This window comes from Lysinibacillus sp. FW12 (genome assembly GCF_050817245.1).
GTDB lineage: Bacteria > Bacillota > Bacilli > Bacillales_A > Planococcaceae > Lysinibacillus > Lysinibacillus irui.
In genome coordinates, this window is the sequence record NZ_CP139094.1 from 3,419,505 (window position 1) to 3,438,384 (window position 18,880).

Here is an 18,880-nt window from a genome sequence, read left to right on the forward strand (position 1 = left end):
GGTTAATTACATAAGTAATCAACCAATTAACAAGTGAGGTGGATTGTGATTCATTCTTTAAATAACGAAAAACCAATTTTCCAACAAATTCGCGAAAGAATAGAAGATGCCATTCTAGATGGACAGCTACAACCAGATGACCGCATTCCATCTACGAATGAGTTTGCAAAAGAATACCAAATCAACCCTGCAACTGCTGGGAAAGGCGTGAATGAATTAGTGGATAAGGGGATCATTTATAAAAAACGAGGTGTCGGAATGTTTGTACATGAGGACGCTAGAAAAATTTTAGTTACTGAGCGTAAAGAAAACTTCTTTCGTCAACATATTGAACCGTTGAAAAAGGAAGCTAGTCGTTTAGGCATTTCCGATGAAGAGTTACAAAGATTGATACAAGGGGGATAATGTATGAAGATTACTGTCAACAATGTCACGAAGTCATATAAACATAAATCCGCTTTACAAAATGTCACATTTACTATGGAGGGTCCGAAAATTATAGGTTTTTTAGGCCATAACGGGGCTGGTAAAACAACTTTTTTGAATCTGTTATCAGGACTCATCGCGACTACAAGTGGAGAAATTTTGGTCAACGGAGAAAATGTCTTTAATGCTCCTTCTACTTTACGTAATATTTGTTTTATCGCTGAAAGTGACAATTTCCAAGCAGAAATGACCATTGCGCAAACATTGAAGGCAAATCGCTTCTTTTATCCTAAATGGGATGAAGAGCTGGCTCAGGAACTGGTCCAAGTATTTGCTTTGAATCCAAAAGATAAGGTACGTAGTTTATCAAAAGGAATGGTCTCAGCACTTGGAATCATTACAGGCTTTGCGAGTCGTGCGGACATTACCATCTTTGATGAACCCTATATAGGCTTAGATGTGGCAGCAAGGAATACGTTTTATGATCTGTTAATTGAACAACAAACTGAAAATCCACGTTTATTTATTTTATCCACACATTTAATTGATGAAGCAAGCGAACTATTTGAGGAAATTTTTATTCTTCATGAGGGAGAGCTATTATTGCAAAAAACTGCTGAGGAGTGGTACGAACATATTGTTGCTGTAAAAGGTAGTGCTACAGATGTTGCTTCAGCAATTGGTGACTTAACAGTGATTTATCAGCATATGTTTATGCAAGAAATGACAGCTGTTGTTTATGCAAATGGCCAATTCATTGAAGGTCAGAACATATCGCTTGAATCAGTCTCTCTTCAAGACATGCTGGTTTATTTAAGTAAACAGAAAGTGAGGTCTATGAAATGAATACAATGAAAGGTAGTTTTTATATCTTATTTCAAAATTTCAAAAAACATAATATCATTTTTTGGAGCATTTTATTTTTAATTGTGCTATTGTCATTTTTCTTAGATGCATTTTTCGGTCAATATATATCTTTTGCAATTACCATTTCGATACCTGTTTACATTTTTTATAGTTCAATGGCAGCAAAGCTTTTAAATAGAACATTACCCTATTTTTTAAAGCTAGGGTTAAGTCGCCAACAATATATGGTCAATGTCGGGCTGTTTTTCATAAGTTGGAGTTTAGTTGGTGCACTAATCATTGCGAGTGCACAAAATATTATTACTTATGTTTCTACCCTACTAAACATCAAAAATAATATTATCATCATCCACCCACTCTTAATTTTTGATAACACCTATTCATTTTTACAAACCGCAGCATTTGATTCAGTCTTACTTCTATTCTGTCTTAATTCAGGCCTTCTTCTTAATGTCACTTTTTATCGCTTAGGTATTTTAGGCGGCTATAGTTTAATTGGCTTACTTGCTTTAGTTCCAATTTTAATGGTCGTGTTTGAATGGTTCACACCATTATTTGAGCTTTTATCTAATTCGTCCTTAAGCGCTATCTTAGGAAGCATTTTTATTTTAAGTATCTTACTCTATTTAGTTATTTCTACAAGCATGCGAAAGGTTTCTGTAAATCCTGTATAAATATAATAGGGAGAAATTTATCGAATGAATCAAAAATTAATATTTAAAATAGTTGCTTTAGAATTTCTACTCATATTTTTCTATGTTATAAATGGTGCTTTTGTTTCTATTCTATAACCTTCAAGCCCTTTTCTTCAGTTTGCTTTGTTAATTCCACTTGCATTGGGGATTTTCATTTATATCATGATAAAAAAGAACTGGCAAAAGTATTTCTTTCATTCTTTTAAAAAGAATCAACTCTTCATCCTCTTACCACTACTTTTCATTTTATGTATTATCTTAGTGAGAGCAAAAGGCTTAAATTTGACTTCTATGAGCAATGTCATTGCTATGTTCTTGATGCAATTGCTTATTATAGCATTTATCGAAGAAACTATATTTAGGGGCATTTTGCTTAGAATGCTACTGACTAAAGGAGTAGCTACTGCTGTATGGGTTTCTAGTATTTTGTTTGGCGTCACACATGCCCTTCAGTTGCTTGGAGGTCAATCCTTAGAAGACACCATTATACAAATCATCTATGCACTATTAGTAGGTCTTGTTCTATCATTGCTTATCTTGGATGGTCAATCCATTATTGTAACAATTCTTTTCCATGGGTTTAATAATTCCTTTAACTTCATGGGCAATGAAGAAAGCTCTATGACGAGTGCTTATCTCATTATTTTTGTGTTCTTTGTCTATATGCTCTTTTTATGGAGACGTGTAAAAAAAGGCCACTCAATTAATTTTATGAAAAATGTCAAGTCTACCCTGTAAAATAAAAGATAAGTGAATGTATAATAGATTATCTTTAATATTATACATGATAATTGGTACATTACTTTTATTTAGTGGTGTACTTTTTTGTATAGTTGTCCTCTTATACACTATTCCTAATTCCTTTTATATTTAAAAAGAGAACTTATGAGAATAATGAACCATTTAAACATCTAAAGAAAAAACCTTTTAGGATAAATAACTTAGTGGAGGGACCACCTCACAAATCTCACTCTCTTCAAGAAATTTAGTAACTATATTTGTATGCGAAGCACCTACTATAAATAAAATACGTTCCTCTTCCGTATCAATTAGACGGGTTAAATTAGCAAACATAATCAAATTCCTCTTATACCACCAACTTAGCCAGTCCATACCAACATATTTATTAAGACCACCAATACGTGCAATATTTACATACATTTTATGCAATTTATTAAGAAAAATGGGAGCGTTTAATGCTTTATAATAATCTATTATACTTTTATCTTCCGACAATTCAGGAAATACAAGACCCTCAAATATTTCATTTAAAAGTTCTGGTTGATTTTCTTTTGCCCAACTTTCAACTTCTGCATAACCCATGTCCGATTTACCCATCCAATCGGTTGGATAAATCTGTTCATGCCCCATCTTTAAACCTAATCGGAAGCCTACTTGAAATATTTCGTTCATCTCTAATTTATGTACACCTGATTTATACTGTTTATATTTCTCATTACAATATTCACTTTCCTCTGGTACCATTTCAACTGCAATCTTCGTTGGTTTAAACCTTGCCAGTTTAGATACTAAGTCCACTATTTCATTTTGCCTTCTTTCAGAATTTAAACCTTCATGTTCAGACATATGAAAAGTTCCAAGTATAAGGACTTTCGCTTTTTCTACATTCATTGAGAATCCTCCCTTTATTCATTAACCTGCATCGTTAGTTTAAGTAAGTTATTTCGCAGTCTAAAGTAAACTCTAACACAAATAACCATTTTATTGAAATTGATTTTAAACAATCTGTCCCATTATTGAAAAAGTCAAGTAAGTATAAGGGTAGCCAGATTTTTGACCTTTTTGTTTTTGGTCATATTATAACGGTAGTCAGGGTAGAAGGTAGCGCCCGTGGGACCCGTTCCCGTCCGCAAAACTGTTCACCCCTAACTTGTATAAACGTGTTTAGAGCTAGTTGGGACAAAGATCCCGTTTAACAAGCGAATCTTTGATATTACAAGTAGCTTAGGGGGTTACCGACTAATTTAGTATTTTCCTTGAGGAGATTTCGAAATGAATCCAGTTTTTGGTCTGGATGTTTCTAAAGGAGAAAGTCAGGTTCAAACCTTTTTGTATAAAAGTCAGCCCTATTTTTGTATAAGGTTTTTTTATTTATTCAAAGTTTATGTAATTATAAAAATAATAATAATTAGCGCATTATGATAATGCTTAAGGCTTTCGTTTTGTATTACAAATTGCACTTTCAGTTAATTGTCGTTCTTCTTTGTACACGCCTCGCCTTCCCTTTAATAAATTTTCTTCAGGGTTAATAGGTCCGAATTAAGACCCCATATACTATAAGGATTGGTAGTATTTTCTTTCATAAAGAAACCTCAAAAAAGCTTAGGAATACTTCCTAAGCTTTTCGACGTTTCACGAATAACTGATTATTAACGTTCTTACAACTTTTGCATTTGGAGAATGGCCTCCAAATCAATCAAAAATAGCAAGATTACTATAGTCATTTAAAATTACTTGACACTAGGCAGCTACTTCAATAGTACATAGCTGTAACATAATTTATCTTCAAGAACGTTGGAAAGAAGTTAAATTTCCCTATCCCATGGACAAAAATTACATGCTATAGCATATAGTGTTAAGAAAAATCCTTTATAAATAGCAAAATATCTATAGGGTCAGGTATTAGTAACGAGTATCATATAATTTGTTTAATAACGATTTTAATTGTTGGATTTCTCCCTTGCTTAAATTACTCGAAACGACATGATGAGCATCTTTGACTACAGAAAGAATTGTTTTTTTTATCTCTTCACCTTTTTCAGTTAGGAAAAGATAATGCGAACGTCTGTCTTGCTCATTAAAAACCTTTTTTACAATACTCTTTCTCTCCATTGAATGTATCATTCTTACAACAGTTGTTTGATTTTTATCAATTGCTTCTGCCAACTCTTTTTGAGTAGTGCCTCTTTGGCTACTAAGAACACTAATGATACTCCATTGTTCTGGGGTAATTCCATAAGGTTTCAACACCTTAGTAAAATAATTTGTCATTTTTACATCAGTACGATGAATAAGATACCCTAATAAATCATGTAAATCCATATAACACCTCTTTATATGCTATAGCATATATTTTATCTACCTTATAGAAAAAATTCAATCAATCTCATACATTATTGAAGGAATTACCAATTTAATAAATTCTTCTGGTGGTACTGTACTATTCCTTCCCCATTCTAAAGATGCTCCGTAAATTCCCCAACTTAACATGGTAGTAGTAAGCTTTAGGGCTTCCTTATCTTTAGTAGGGTGTTGATTCAACAACATTTTGTAAAATATGATTTCAAGCTGTTCCCTAATAATACGAGCAATAGTATCTTCGTAACCTCTATGGCAACGATGGGATAATGACTTATGGAAATTTGTAATTGCTTTGAAAATGTTCACTAATGCTTCTTCATTTAGTTCGTTATTTTGGTAGTATTCACAATCCAAATTAACTAACAATACCTCCGATAATACCTTTTCCAATAAGTCATATATATCCTTAAAATGATAATAAAAAGTTGCACGATTAATCATGGCTTCTATTGTTATATCCTTTATGGTAATATCCTTAAATTCCTTTTTCCCTGAAAGTTCAATGAAAGAATCCATAATTAATTTACGAGTACGTAAAACCCGAAGGTCCGTCTTCGATTGCGTCATATGTTTCCACTCCTATTTTTTCAACAAAATCTTAAATGTGTTGTATAAACAACAAATCCATAAAATTATTGGTTTTGATCTTGTTCATTATGACTTAAAATTCAATTGCAATGCAAATAAAGTAATTTGCTGTTATCTTGTTGACAAATTTGTGACAAGGGAATAGAATTTATTTGCAATTAAAATATCTTGAATTCAAGATAATTAAGAAGGAGTTTTTTATATGATTATCGATTGGTCAGTTACAGCTGTCTATAACACAATCATGTCAGTATCAGCTGGGATTGGATTATTACTAATTATTCGATTTGGTTCCCATTTAGCTAAAGAAAAAGTGGGACAACTAGAAGGTTGGGCAATAGGATTTGGAATACCAGGGTTTATATTAACACTAACAGGAGCTCATATGACCCTTACTTGGCCATTGTCAAAGATTGGCTTCCCATTTGATGATATTATATTCGGTGAGACTTCACTAGCTTTTGGCATTCTGCTTCTGGCTGTATCAGTCTTATTATGGAGAAAATCTAATCTATATTTAAAACAAGGTATAAATATGAACGATTCAAAAATAGTTTCCAATACTTTAAGTAAGGAATTGCCATATTTGATAAAACCATTATCTTATTTTGCTGCGGCAATGGGGCTAGCACTTATTTCAATCGCATTTGCAGGTATCGGATTCCAACTATTCGCAGCTCCACCAGAAGAACCAATATCAGGCGCCTTTGCGGATTACCCAATGCTAGAGGCAACTTTTATGTCAGGATTATTTGCGATTATAGGGATTGGAGCAGTATTATTTCCTTTTGCCTTAAACAAAAACGCAAATCCAAACTTTGCTAAAGTTATTAAATTCCTTTGGACAGTAGCAGGTATCGCCTTTGTTTTATTTGGAGCAATGAATTACTTTACACATATTGGTTTGATCGTAAATACAATGCCTAAATAGTATTGATATAGCTTTATAATAAAGTTTGGTTGTGAATTTTCTACAGTTAGGAATTCTCCCCCAACAAAAAACTCACCCGTTACGGGGCACCTGCCCAACCGAATAATAAAAGCTTAGGAACTAAATCCTAAGCTTTTCATTATTTTATTCTCTTTATAGTGGGTAACGCTCGAATTAAAATCGTCAAATGAAGATGGATCGGCATGATAGAAGATAACGTCACCTTCCTACAGATTAAACGTATGTCCATAGCTGTCAACAAAACTATTCTTGTAGCCCTCCATACCTGTCCACTGGCTCATATAGTGAACTTTGTAGAAGAAAAGATACAGATTATTAAGATCGCCCTCTTGATTGTCTCATTTTCGAAATTCACTATAGTAAAACCATCTCTTAAGAACAATGGATGATTTTCATTCAGCATCCCTACACGCCACGCTTCTTGAATATTCGAATTCTTTGGCACCACATATAGTTTAGCTGGTGAATATACTCTCCATGCCACGTTTGTTCTTTCGTAACGATTTCTTTCTTAAAGAACCGCTTTTATTTTGTTGTTATTTACTTAACAATCGTCGGCTCCGTTAATTCAAGAAGAACAGAACAGTTTATTTAACAAGAGCCTCGATTGTTTCTATATCTGTGATCAATTACTTTGCCTTAGGTTCTAGGTGCTTATTCCCCTACCATACCGTCGTTATCATTATCATGCATATATGGATATAACCAATGATCACTCGTTATTGGCATACTATAACCTGCTGCTTTTGCTTCTTTAATCGTTACTTGACCATTTCCATCTGTATCAATGCTAGAAATATCTTTAGTTCCATTCAAAGCATTGGACTTATTAGAACTTGTTGACTTATTTGAATTAGTTGATTTACTTTCAGTTAATCCAAGAGATTTATTTATTTCATCAGGGTTACCGTTATCAAACTCATCTACAATTTTACTCCCTTTTAAAGTGTAAGTGTATTTGTAATGAGAAGGAATCTGGGTTTCCGTATTAGGATATGTAATTATTGCTTCAAAATTAGTAGCTCCACCAGCTTTACGAATAGCATCTTCCATATATGCTTGATCACCATGGCGGTTAAGCGTACTATTTTGTGGGGTAATGTTATAAGCATTTGATACCCCACCAAGAGAATCTGCAATAATATGTCCTTCATCTAAATCTGTTCTTTCAACACCAGGTACTTTTGCTTCATCAGCGTAGTATCTGCCAGACGATGTAACAGGCTCGATACGATCATCTTGTAAAACGATTTTGTTTGCAATGACACGGACTAATTGCCCGTGTTCATTCGTAAAGGACCAATACTCTCGATCCCCAAAACCAATGTCTACGACCACGTTCGGTTCGCGATGTCCAGACAAATCACCACCGTCAACTTCAATTAGTTTGTAACCTTTGAACAGTGAATCTTTTGATTGAGTTGATGTTTCCTCTACTACTTGTTTTTCAGTCGTAGTATTTTCTTTATCACTATTTTTTGTTGTTACTTCTTGTAAATCAGCTTTTCCATCAGTATTCGATGCATCTTCTACGTTAGTACAACCAACTATAAAGATGGCAGTTAGTAGTAAGATTAAATAGCTTATTTTCTTTTTCATTTTAGGACTCCTTCTAATTTTTCACTAAATTTTCTAGAGATTTTTGATTAAAACATAAATTAACATTGTTAACCTATTTATAATAGTATATTACAATATTAATTTTATCACAGTAGATACTTAGTTCGATATGTAGTGTTAAATTCAAATAAAAACAATTTAATTTTTAGTAAAAACAACAAAGAACTCTAACTAGGGGATTTCACGAAGACAAAACTAAAAGAAAATCAAAATAAAACTCTAATTAAGATTAATATACGAGAAAAAATTCGAGTAAAGGACATCAAAATTACCCTTTAAAAAGCCACCCTTTACTTTAAGTACTAAAAATTCTCAAGCCTTAAAAATTCTAAACGACTTCTGAAATCTCTGTCTTAATAATAATTATGTTTTTTGGCTTTAAGTCTTCTATATCTTCTCTTTACTACAAGGTAAGTAGCAAAGAGTTTTTCTAGTCATCATTAACTAAATCAGGGAAACTTAGTAAAAGATGTTTACAAACAACTTAAAGATGGATATAATTACAAAGTAATCAAAAAATTCTTAAGGAGGTCGAATGAAATGATCGTTATCGTTAAATTGATGTCATTGGTAGTTACAACTTCAGTAAAAATGAAACACACACATTCGACCAGATCGGAATGGATCGCTTAAGGTTTTTTATATTTAAGCATACCCATACCGCAGGGAGAAGTGTGCCCCTGCGGTATTTTTGTGCCTTTTTTCACCGTAGGGGAGTCTCTCTACGGTTTTTTTGTGGTAATTTAAGGAGGTGATAATAAATGATATTAAACATTTTTGCTCTCACGATAACCATTACAAAACGTGAGATCTCTCTTGAGAAAGCACTTCATGATGAATACGTGAAAAAAATCTTTGAAGAGAACCGAAGAAAAGTAGAAAATTATATTCGTATTCGTCAATTTTAATTTTGTTCTTAAAAAAACATGAAAGGTGGGAATTGAAATGATTTATTTAATTAAAAGACGACATGCAGTTTTATGGCTGGAGAAAGACACAACCACCAGATGAAGTAATATAAAGTGACAATATAGCTATTTAATTTTATAACCAGTAAAGCTAACCCGTTCTAATCTAGGACGGGTTGCTTCAGAAGGTATTCTGCACTTTTTTCAGCGATATTTTACACATACAACTTGATGTAGTTTAAGAAAATGCGGAATTACAATGTTAGGGAAATTCTAATTCTAAAAAGTGTAATTCCTCGATACTAAAATTAAATTTAGGAATTTTTTCTTAATTCCATTATTCTGCCCCGTTATCCATCCATGTAGCGCAAAAAAAGCGCCCTTTAATGGGATAACTAACTAAATACGCTATGCAAAGTACTCATTGATTAGTTCGTACAGAAGGTGAGCTTTGCCACACTTTCTGTACTTTTTTATTCTTGTGAGTTAATTGGTATTGTTATTTCTAGTTCTGGAATGTATTGAATGACCGGGTCACCATTTTCATCCTCTTGATATGTTCCTTTTGGGTAGTCATTATAAAGATAGATATATGGTTTGATCGTAATAGCTTTTGGTAAGGTTTCAAATGGATGTAACCGTAAATCCATAATGAGATCGCTATTTCCTTTATTTGTCTCACGTCTACCATTGCCATGAATTAGTTTTAGTTCATGCCCTTGTTCATCATAAACTTCGATACTTATTCCTTCCCGGAAATCTACAGAAGTTGATTTATCAAGCAAGGCTATTCTTGTCGTAATACTAGTTGTAATAGGAGTTAGCATAATTTGTTCAATAGTAAACTGATTATTCTTGTACTTTCTACTTATATTAGGTTGTAGGTTTACATAGTTACCAATATCACTCACTGGAATATCCATTTTAAAAGGTTCAGAGATCCCAGTTATTGTAGCAGATAATGTCAAATTAAATTGCTTTGGAAAAGGACTTCCACCTTGGTTTTTCAAATCTGCAAATTCAAGAATTACGGAATTCTTATCCTTACTTGGTTGTTCAAAAACACTACTAAAATTGGTGTGATTCAATGGTTCACCATTTAGTAAAAATTCAATATTACTGATTTGCTCTGATAAATTTTCTTTGGCATTTTCACCTTCTTTATCATGGCGTTCGATCCCAATTGCAACACGTGTACCATCATACACTACTTCTGTTACATTTAATGTAAAGCCTTCATGCGTAGCGCTTGTATTCAATTTTGTTGAGAGTCCCTTTTCATCTGCGGCATGTAGACCAAGATCCCTTGTAAATTTAAAAACAGATGATAATAAAGGCACTTCTTTCATCGTCGCAGCCATCGTTGGCGAAATTAAACCCGAAACAATAATCAAACTAAAAATCATTGCTACAGTTGCTGTAACTCCTAAATATTTCTTTACGTGAGATGGCTTTTCTTTACAAATTTTTTTCAATATACGCTTTTCCCATTTCTTTTTCTCGAAGTTTGTAAGGTTTTGTTCTTCATACTGTTCCAAATCTATATTCATATCATTTAAATCTTTATAAATAGACATATTCTCACTCCTCACACCCCATTTTTTTGAACTAAAAAACTTTTAAGCTTTTTACGCCCTCTGGAAAGCTTGTTATAAACCCAAGACTCTTTCGCATCAAATTCTTTTGCTATTTCACTTGAAGGGGTTCCTTCTAAATAGTATTTTTCAAAGATTTTCCGCTCACCATCTGACAATTGCTCAAGGAGTTCCTCAACGCAATTTTCTTCTGATGGTTGTTGTGCTTTTACCAAGCAATCATCAATTTCTGAAACTAAAAATTGCTGATTTTGTATGGTAATTTGTCTTCTTTGATAATCAATTGCTTTATACTTTGCAATCGCTGCAATCCAATGTTTGAATGAATTTTTCTTAGGATCAAAGGAATGAATATTATTCCATATCGATAATAAAACATCATCAAGGCATTCTTCATAATCTTGCTGCTGGTAATTTAAATGACGTTTAATGATTGCTGTAAGTAAACCACCATACTGATTAATAATAAAAGGAATTGCTTTTTCATTTTTTTCTGTATGTGTTGTACAACATTGTTCTCTGTAATTTTCAATTGTTCACCCCGCTCAATGAATATTGGTACCTATTATGTAATACGAAATGAATACGATAAATCTATCACAAAAGAAAAAAATAATAACAGAAATGTTAAATTTGAAAACCTACAATACTTCACAATCTTATCTATACTCTAAGATAAAAATCCAATTTTTTTTAAGGTATTGTTCAACAATCTGGCCCTTAAATGGAAAAAGACACATTCCTTATTAAAGAAATGCGCCAGAACATTCCGTCCACTTATTACAGGGACGCTGCTTGGTTAGTAAGTAAACGTCTATATTATTGTTGAAACACTCCCACTAGTTGAATATTTCAATAGCCTTAGTGGTTTTTTCCCTTTCTTTCCAATCCTTTTTGTTAAGGGTGTAATGAAAATGAATTTGGACTTCAATTTCAATTTCTCCCTTAATACGAAATCCGCACTTTTGGATAACTTTATTTGAGCCTAAATTGTGAGGTAGAACAACTGTATTAAGTAGCTCTACATCTGTATTCTCAAACAAATATTTTATCAATCCTTTTACTGCAGTTGTTGTGTATCCACGACAACTGTATTGCTTTGAAATTGCATAAACAATTTCTCGGTTTGGTTCACTTAGCTCTTCTTTAATACCTGTATTGCAGAAACCAATAAATTCTCCAGTTTCCTTCAATATAATTCCCAACTTTAAATAATTAGCACCACTAATATTAGGTACAGCTAACAAAAACTTTTTATTGTCTGGTATTTCATAATTCGTGACCCAGTTTAATCGTTGTTCTTTTGTTGAACGCCAATCTGGCAGAAAATTATAAACTTCAGGTTGTGAAGTAAGCTCATAAATAGCATCAGCATCTTCAATTCTAAATTCTCTCAGTAATATGTCACCACAATCTATTGTAAATAAATTGTTCATATCTATCCCCCCTATTCATTTTTTTGCACAAAAAACAATTCCTTAAGTAACAATGTCCGCCCAATATATACTTCCACTTCAGTTAAATAATCTAGATAAACTACGCTTAGGTCTCAAAAATCAATTACTGGTTCCCCTTATCTTTTATAAGAGTTGATTAGATTATATCTGACTTACATTACTTGAAAAAACCTCAAACTTATTTCATAAAAAAAAATAAGCCAATGCGGCATAAAACCACATTGGCTTAATTTAAAAATTCGTTCTTTTTCTTTTTTCTTTTAATACAATTCTTTGAATACTTTTTGATGACAAATAATATTTTTCACACAAAGAAGCTATATTCAACCCCGATAGATAATCATTATATATATTAGAATTTCTTAGATCCAATTCTCCTCTGGTTGCAGTACTGGACCCCCAACTCTTTTTATTATCTTTTCTTCGTGGGATATAAATATATTCACCATCAATATATTTCTGTATTAACTCCATCAACTCAGTTGGAAGTATATGCTTTGCTTTTTTATAGCTCATTTTTGCACTCCTAAATTTTTAGTATTTCTTTTAGGAAGAGCAAAGGCTACTTTCAATTAATTTATTATGCAATAGCCTTTGCTATGCAAAAAAAGTATACCTTCTCATACACTCAATCCTCCTTGCAATTTTAGATTTTAATACAATTTCGCTTTACATTTAATACATATTATACCATCTCTATTTTTGATTTATAAGATTTCAATCCGTTATTCTGATTCAAAAATTAGTTGTTTCAAAATAAATATTAACACTTTATTGTTAAACGAACCTACTTCGTTAGTTTAAGTACATTACTTCGAAATCGTTTTTACATAAATATCAAATAAAAAAATTATCTAACCTCTAAAAAATATATAGAGGAGAGCCGTACAAATTATCGATCTTTATTATAAATAATCAATCTTTATTACAAAGCTACAGGTTTATTTTATTCAACAATATTGCCCTATTGCAGAAAAAGGCACAATTCATCTTCAACAAATGCGCCCGATTATTGAAGATATTTTCGAAACGATAATGAAAATAAATATTAAATAAAGGAAATATCCTCTCGAAAGTAGAATATTACCCTACAACCATAATTAACTATTCCAATGAGGAGGATTCTTGTGCGTCCACGACCATTATTTATTGAAAATCCAGAGCATGATAGGTATGTTAGTCTTGTGCCAGATGGAGATATTGAAGAAATACTGAGTAAGCAACGAACTAAGACCCTTAGCCTCTTAGGCAGCGTATCAGAGGAGTTTGCAAGCAAGACGTACGCACCAGGGAAATGGACTTTAAAAGAAGTGATTGGGCATATGACCGACTCGGAACGTGTGATGTCTTATCGAATGCTTGCCATTGCACGAAATGAAGGTGAATCACTCCCATCAATGGATCAAGATCAATACGTTTCTGCGGCAAACTTCAACAAATTATCTTGGGAACAGTTACTAGCTGGTTTAGACATGGTACGCTCCAATACGTTAAGCCTGATTTCAACTATTGATGAAGCTGCGTGGGTTCGTAATGGAACTGTAATGAACAGCCCAGTTTCGGTAGGTACCATTGCATATGGCATTGCCGGGCACGAGCTACACCATATGAAAGTGATTAGTGATAAATACTTATAAGTCTCTTTCTATTAATGAAAAACCTAATTTCTCATTTTTAATACTGAGAAATTAGGTTTTTTAATAGTGAAACTTCCTTAGCGTTATAAATCCACAGTCTTCCTGACGCTATCTCTATTTATAAATTTCCTATTTTATATAATTTCTTATTCAATTATATGGCCCTATAACAAAAAAACACCCCTTTCTACATGAGTGTCTTAATTGAATGAAAGTTTTTAAAAGTATTTACTGTATAAATCCTGTCTTAGCTTTCCGCTTAGCTGAGTGTATATCTTTGTAGTCTGACTCTTTTCATGACCCAGTAAACTTTGAATTCCATCAATTGGCGCACCGTTTTTCCCCCGGCTATCTGTCCCCTTCTGAAATAGAGACTGTGTAAAAATTCTTGCTGTTCACGCGAGCAATCACCTGACAGCGACTTCTCGGCCAATCGTAGCATTGCGCTAAGCAGCTAATCCAATCAGCAATTTCTTGATGTTGCAGTAACTCTTTGTCAATCATCGTATCCACAATATTGACCAACCGCTCATCATCTTCATCACTAAAAATATGTATTCCATTAAGTAGCATGCCAGAAATAGCGACAAGAACCTCACGTAGCATCGCAACGCTGCTTTCCTCGCACTGCACCAACTCAACAAAAACATCTGCACCGTGAGATGCGCCGTGAGCCCAGCCTCCTACTGAAAGGTAACCCCGCAAATCCTTCTCCTCATTGTAATAACGGAGCATTGCTTGCATTAATTGCTCAATTTCTTCTTGATTTAAAAATGGATTTTGTCTGTGGCGTTGTATAATCAAAGCGATAGGCAAGGCAGAAAACGTCCTTGTAAACCCAAATTATCCCTCCTCGGATTGTTAGACAGATAAAGGTTAACTTAAGTTACCTATTTGTTCCATAATGTGTCACTATTTATGAAGAAAGATGCTTTCCTTATTTCAGAAAAATGGCCCTTTAAAAGAAAAAGACGTGTTTCTAAATAAACGCACCCGTTCGTTGAACAAACTAGTTTTCCAGTCATCCCTGTACATGTTTTCTAACCATTTCAATAAACGCTTTGACCGCAGGAGACAGCCATTTGTTCTTATGATACATCAAATAAGTAGCAATTTTACCACCGGTTTGATACTCCATCCCCGATAATTTTTTTTCACTAAGCTCATTTTCCACAGTAACGTATGGTAACATGGATATTCCAAGTCCACTGATTATTGATTGTTTGATGGCCTCAATACTCCAGAATTCAATTGTCGATTTTGAAGGAATATTATATTCCTGAATAAACTGTTCAAACAGAAACCGATAGCTGCACCCCTTCTCTGTGTAAAGTAAATTGCTACATGTATTATTCCAATCAAAATCATTCGGATACAAAAACATCATCCGTTCATCCCAAAGTTTTTCTGTTAGTATGTCTACATCATTTAATTCATTTCCCAATAAAAACGAGATATCTGCATTCCCTGTAATTAATTCTTCTTTAAAATTCAATGGATCTAAATGATGCCATTCAATATTTACATTTGGATATTTATCCTTAAATTCTTTAATTATCGGTGGAAAACGATAGATCAATAATGCTTCAGGGGCCGAAATAACAATATCTCCACCAACCTCTCCATTTACGGAAGTGACTTCTTTTATATCTTTGTAAAGTTGAAGCATTTTATTGGAATAGGGTAATAGTTGTTTTCCGGTTTCTGTTAAAATGATTTGTTTACCGATTCTATCGAAAAGTGGTTGATCGAGTTCAATTTCAAGGGATTTAATATGTGAAGTGATCGTTGATTGTGCATATCCTAGTTTGTCTGCAGCTTTTGTAAATCCACCAGTTTCAACTATCGTTTTAAAAGTTTTCAAATGGCGTATTTCCATTAACCAATTCCTCCTTCCAATCCATCAGAAAACATGATGGATATAATTCAAATTATCAATTTTATTAATTGAATGCAAATACTTATACTTGAAGCTATATTACATAAAGGCAGTGATAAATGATGAAAATAAATAAAGTAGGGATATTTTATGCTTTTATTTGGGCGAGTGGAGCAATCGCCACTAAGATAGGTCTTTTTTCAGCCAGCCCTTTGATTTTTGCTTCTGTACGATTGCTATGTGCAGGAGTTATACTGTTTTTGTTCGTATATATCTTCAGAAACTATCCATATCCTAAAGGGTCGGAATGGGCAAATTTAATAATTCTTGGTATTTTAAATACAACTCTTTATGTTGGCTGCTCGTTCCTATCCCTTGAGTATGTGGATTCCACAATTTTTAATTTATTTATTACAATAAATCCATTTATTGTAGCTTTTCTTGCCTCCATTTTTCTTCATAGAAAGATAGGACAAAAAGAAATTCTAGGAATGGCCATTTCTGCATTTGGAATCATGATTGCTATTATTCCTTATTTAGAATCATTGAATGCCACATTATTTGGGCTAATTACTCTGGGAGTAGGAGTATTATCCATGGGCATTGGAAGTGTGTTTTATAGTAAAATACAACTGAATCTGCCTCAAATTGTCGTTAATACCTGGCAAATTATTTTCGGCAGTTTAATAGCAATCCCCTTTGTTTTCTTATTAGAGCCAGATTTTTATATTCAGTTTGATCCATATTTTTTGATCGGACTATTTTGGCAGGTTGTTATGACTTCTATTATTGCTATGATCCTTTGGTTTTACCTGCTTAAATTTGATGCTGTTAGAGCAAATAATTTTTTATTTCTAACACCTATTTTCGGTTACATCTTATCGGCAATATTCTTAAATGAGATACTTACTGTTTACCATTACGTGGGTGCTTTATTCGTTATTGCAGGTACGTTCTTTAGCCAGTCAATGAAAAAACGACAACATGGAAAAACATAGCTCGTCTAAATATCAAAGAAAAAATTTAAAAAAGTTGCATATCGAGTTATTTCTTGAAGTGAATTATTCTTTAAAACCTAACAAAAATCTTGGCTACTTACTTCACTATTAAGTATAACTGTTAAATGAAATAAATTTTATTTTTGCACAAAGGTTTTTCAAGATAATGGACCTATAACAAAAAACACCCATGTCTACATGAACTGCCCCGTAAAAGTTAGACACCAATCTAACTTTTACGGGGATTTTTTTATGGCAAAAGTAAAGGCTGAACAACGTATTCAAGCAGTCCAGCGATACTTAAATGGAGATGAATCTATGATTGAAATCGCAGAAGACATCGGAGTGACAAAAAGGGTTGTAAGTGAATGGGTTCGCCGATATCAAAAAAATGGTGTAGAGACTTTCTTAAAGTCCTATACAAACTATTCAGCTGACTATAAAATGAATGTACTAAATTATATGAACGAGACAGGTACATCTTCAGTTGATACAGCTGCTCTCTTTAATATTTCATCTTCTGGCTTAATTCGGGGTTGGAAATTAAAGTTTGAAGTTGGTGGTTATGATGCTCTTGTTTCCAAGAAAAAGGGGCGTCCATCCATGAAAAAAGACACAAAAAGAACAACGAAATCAATACCAGCTGAAGGGTCTGTTGAGGCGTTAACAGCACGTATTAAACAATTAGAAATGGAGAATGCCTACTTAAAAAAGTTGAATACTTTAGTTCAAATGAAAGAAAAATTACCAACCAAATCAAAGCGCAAGTAATTTACGAACTAAAGGAAATCTATGAAGTGGTGGAATTAATCAAAGTCGCTGATATTCCACGTAGTACGTATTATTATTGGGAAAAGCGTTTGAATCGTACTGATAAATACGCTGATGTGAAAGTCGCAATTCAGTCCATTTATCATGAACATAAGGGACGTTATGGCTATCGTCGGATTGCTAAAGAACTTAAAAAATACGGCATTGTTCATGATCCCAAAACGATTAACGGTTTGATGAATGCCATTGGCATAAAATGTGAAGTCCGCATGAGGAAATATCGTTCGTATAAAGGAAAAGTCGGAAAAATTGCCCCAAACATATTACAACGTGATTTTACAGCGAAAAAAATGAACGAGAAATGGGTAACAGACGTGACAGAGTTCCATCTATTTGGTGAGAAACGCTATTTATCACCAGTCCTTGATTTATGTAATGGCGAAATTATTGCATACACGGTAATGAATCGTCCAGTGTATAACCTCGTCCATGATATGCTAGAACAAGCATTGGAGCGCATTCAATCAGGTGATCAAGTCGTTCTTCATTCGGATCAAGGTTGGCACTATCAAATGAAAAAGTATCAACGAACCTTAAAACAACATGGGATTACGCAAAGTATGTCCCGTAAGGGCAATTGTTTAGATAACGCAGTCATAGAAAATTTCTTTGGCTTATTAAAATCTGAACTCCTGTATCTACAAGAATTTGAATCCATGGCACATTTCGAACAGGAACTTCATGACTATATTCACTATTACAATCACAAACGAATGAAGGCAAAATTAAAAGACCTAAGCCCGGTGGAGTACCGAACTCAGGTCTTAGAAGTAGCTTAACTAAATATGTCTAACTTTTTTGGGTCAGATCAACATGAGTGTCTTAATTGAATGAAAGTTTTTTAAAAGAATCTACTGTAAATAAAAGTCCTGTCTTAGCTTTCCGCTTATTCATGACCCAGTAAACTTTGAATGACATCATTTGGCGCACCGTTATTAATCATATGCGTTGCACAGCTGTGTCGTAATTGATGCGGAAGTATACTCTTTTTTATACTAGCACGATTTAATATTCTTCGATGTGTATTTTAACTACACGACCAATAACGAGGTTCGATAATCCCGGTCCTTCCCCAAATGTTAGCATATTCTCCAACACACATTCCATTTGTATGGGACTTTCTTTCACTCGATATGGCAACACTTTCGAGCTGGCAACAGGTGTTAAGCCGGACTCTTGAAACTCATCTATATCTGGTGCAAATTCTATGGATGTTTCATGCATTTTCGTTAATTAAGCACATTTTCGATTTTAACAATTTCTCCTGTAATTGTAGGCTCTACATTTTCAGTAGAGAAACGTAGTAACTATTAAGCCCAAGAAAT

The 18,880-nt window shown here is 33.4% G+C and carries 19 protein-coding genes and 3 pseudogenes; 9 read left to right on the forward strand and 13 right to left on the reverse strand.

The window, feature by feature from the left end; all coding sequences use genetic code 11:
• Positions 1–45 precede the first annotated feature (45 nt).
• The 4 genes from SJW71_RS17820 to SJW71_RS17835 all read left to right on the forward strand — a co-directional run bounded on the left by SJW71_RS17820 (position 46) and on the right by SJW71_RS17835 (position 2,726).
• The gene (locus SJW71_RS17820) at positions 46–405 is read left to right on the forward strand and encodes a GntR family transcriptional regulator (RefSeq protein ID WP_274796148.1); all 360 of its coding nucleotides are present in this window, start codon (positions 46–48) and stop codon (positions 403–405) included.
• Positions 406–408: 3 nt separating this feature from the next.
• Positions 409–1,272, forward strand: coding sequence for an ABC transporter ATP-binding protein (locus tag SJW71_RS17825; protein WP_312505357.1), 864 nt, complete (start codon positions 409–411; stop codon positions 1,270–1,272).
• Positions 1,269–1,967, forward strand: a complete 699-nt coding sequence (locus SJW71_RS17830; protein ID WP_274796146.1) for a hypothetical protein — start codon at positions 1,269–1,271, stop codon at positions 1,965–1,967. Before SJW71_RS17825 ends, SJW71_RS17830 begins: the two co-directional genes overlap by 4 nt.
• 330 nt (positions 1,968–2,297) lie before the next feature.
• Positions 2,298–2,726, forward strand: coding sequence for a CPBP family intramembrane glutamic endopeptidase (locus SJW71_RS17835; RefSeq protein WP_431812221.1), 429 nt, complete (start codon positions 2,298–2,300; stop codon positions 2,724–2,726).
• 189 nt (positions 2,727–2,915) lie between these two features.
• Here SJW71_RS17835 and SJW71_RS17840 read toward each other — a convergent pair whose 3' ends face one another.
• The 3 genes from SJW71_RS17840 to SJW71_RS17850 form a co-directional block, all read right to left on the reverse strand.
• On the reverse strand, positions 2,916–3,620 hold the full coding sequence (locus tag SJW71_RS17840; protein ID WP_274796145.1) for a DUF5694 domain-containing protein: 705 nt from the start codon (positions 3,618–3,620) through the stop codon (positions 2,916–2,918).
• Between the two features lie 1,011 nt (positions 3,621–4,631).
• Positions 4,632–5,051 (reverse strand): MarR family winged helix-turn-helix transcriptional regulator, encoded by a 420-nt coding sequence (locus SJW71_RS17845; RefSeq protein WP_274796144.1) that lies wholly within the window; start codon positions 5,049–5,051, stop codon positions 4,632–4,634.
• A gap of 54 nt (positions 5,052–5,105) precedes the next feature.
• Complete coding sequence (locus SJW71_RS17850; protein WP_274796143.1) at positions 5,106–5,657, reverse strand: TetR/AcrR family transcriptional regulator; 552 nt, start codon at positions 5,655–5,657, stop codon at positions 5,106–5,108.
• 223 nt (positions 5,658–5,880) lie between these two features.
• Between SJW71_RS17850 and SJW71_RS17855 the strand changes: the two genes are divergently transcribed.
• On the forward strand, positions 5,881–6,609 hold the full coding sequence (locus SJW71_RS17855) for a DUF981 family protein (protein WP_274796142.1): 729 nt from the start codon (positions 5,881–5,883) through the stop codon (positions 6,607–6,609).
• A 675-nt stretch (positions 6,610–7,284) separates the two neighbouring features.
• Here SJW71_RS17855 and SJW71_RS17860 read toward each other — a convergent pair.
• Positions 7,285–8,229 carry a DNA/RNA non-specific endonuclease gene (locus SJW71_RS17860; RefSeq protein ID WP_431811294.1) on the reverse strand — a complete coding sequence of 315 codons (945 nt, stop codon included), beginning with the start codon at positions 8,227–8,229 and terminating at the stop codon, positions 7,285–7,287.
• Positions 8,230–9,011: 782 nt separating this feature from the next.
• Between SJW71_RS17860 and SJW71_RS17865 the strand changes: the two genes are divergently transcribed.
• Complete coding sequence (locus SJW71_RS17865; protein WP_274796140.1) at positions 9,012–9,158, forward strand: YrzI family small protein; 147 nt, start codon at positions 9,012–9,014, stop codon at positions 9,156–9,158.
• Between the two features lie 473 nt (positions 9,159–9,631).
• Here the strand turns inward: SJW71_RS17865 and SJW71_RS17870 are convergent, their stop codons facing one another.
• The 4 genes and pseudogenes from SJW71_RS17870 to SJW71_RS17885 all read right to left on the reverse strand — a co-directional run bounded on the left by SJW71_RS17870 (position 9,632) and on the right by SJW71_RS17885 (position 12,726).
• A complete protein-coding gene (locus SJW71_RS17870) occupies positions 9,632–10,735 on the reverse strand; it encodes a DUF4179 domain-containing protein (protein WP_431811295.1) in 1,104 nt (367 codons plus the stop codon).
• A gap of 11 nt (positions 10,736–10,746) precedes the next feature.
• Positions 10,747–11,285, reverse strand: a pseudogene (locus tag SJW71_RS17875) (sigma-70 family RNA polymerase sigma factor).
• Positions 11,286–11,592: 307 nt separating this feature from the next.
• Positions 11,593–12,189 carry a GNAT family N-acetyltransferase gene (locus SJW71_RS17880; RefSeq protein ID WP_431811296.1) on the reverse strand — a complete coding sequence of 199 codons (597 nt, stop codon included), beginning with the start codon at positions 12,187–12,189 and terminating at the stop codon, positions 11,593–11,595.
• A gap of 252 nt (positions 12,190–12,441) precedes the next feature.
• On the reverse strand, positions 12,442–12,726 hold the full coding sequence (locus SJW71_RS17885) for a CD3324 family protein (RefSeq protein WP_431811297.1): 285 nt from the start codon (positions 12,724–12,726) through the stop codon (positions 12,442–12,444).
• 611 nt (positions 12,727–13,337) lie between these two features.
• Here SJW71_RS17885 and SJW71_RS17890 point away from each other — a divergent pair.
• Positions 13,338–13,847 (forward strand): DinB family protein, encoded by a 510-nt coding sequence (locus tag SJW71_RS17890; RefSeq protein WP_431811298.1) that lies wholly within the window; start codon positions 13,338–13,340, stop codon positions 13,845–13,847.
• A 218-nt stretch (positions 13,848–14,065) separates the two neighbouring features.
• On the opposite strand, the pseudogene SJW71_RS17895 reads toward SJW71_RS17890, so the two are convergent.
• The 3 genes and pseudogenes from SJW71_RS17895 to SJW71_RS17905 form a co-directional block, all read right to left on the reverse strand.
• A pseudogene (locus tag SJW71_RS17895) lies at positions 14,066–14,185 on the reverse strand (integrase); the annotation flags it as partial.
• Positions 14,167–14,684: pseudogene (locus SJW71_RS17900) on the reverse strand (DUF2785 domain-containing protein); the annotation flags it as partial. The pseudogenes SJW71_RS17900 and SJW71_RS17895, both read right to left, overlap by 19 nt.
• 184 nt (positions 14,685–14,868) lie before the next feature.
• Positions 14,869–15,726, reverse strand: coding sequence for a LysR family transcriptional regulator (locus SJW71_RS17905; protein WP_322605450.1), 858 nt, complete (start codon positions 15,724–15,726; stop codon positions 14,869–14,871).
• Positions 15,727–15,845: 119 nt separating this feature from the next.
• On the opposite strand from SJW71_RS17905, the gene SJW71_RS17910 reads away from it, so the two are divergent.
• Both SJW71_RS17910 and SJW71_RS17915 read left to right on the forward strand, forming a co-directional pair.
• Positions 15,846–16,724 (forward strand): DMT family transporter, encoded by an 879-nt coding sequence (locus SJW71_RS17910; RefSeq protein ID WP_431811299.1) that lies wholly within the window; start codon positions 15,846–15,848, stop codon positions 16,722–16,724.
• A gap of 252 nt (positions 16,725–16,976) precedes the next feature.
• Positions 16,977–18,334, forward strand: a protein-coding gene (locus SJW71_RS17915; protein ID WP_274793488.1) for an IS3 family transposase whose coding sequence is annotated in 2 segments (ribosomal slippage) — positions 16,977–17,430 and positions 17,430–18,334 — 1,359 coding nt in all. Because the reading frame shifts where the segments join, the coding sequence is not laid out codon by codon here.
• Positions 18,335–18,441: 107 nt separating this feature from the next.
• Here SJW71_RS17915 and SJW71_RS17920 read toward each other — a convergent pair.
• Both SJW71_RS17920 and SJW71_RS17925 read right to left on the reverse strand, forming a co-directional pair.
• Positions 18,442–18,567: a tyrosine-type recombinase/integrase gene (locus SJW71_RS17920; protein ID WP_313470774.1), complete on the reverse strand. Its 126-nt coding sequence runs from the start codon at positions 18,565–18,567 to the stop codon at positions 18,442–18,444.
• Positions 18,561–18,779 (reverse strand): flavin reductase family protein, encoded by a 219-nt coding sequence (locus SJW71_RS17925; protein ID WP_312505336.1) that lies wholly within the window; start codon positions 18,777–18,779, stop codon positions 18,561–18,563. Before SJW71_RS17925 ends, SJW71_RS17920 begins: the two co-directional genes overlap by 7 nt.
• Positions 18,780–18,880 lie beyond the last annotated feature (101 nt).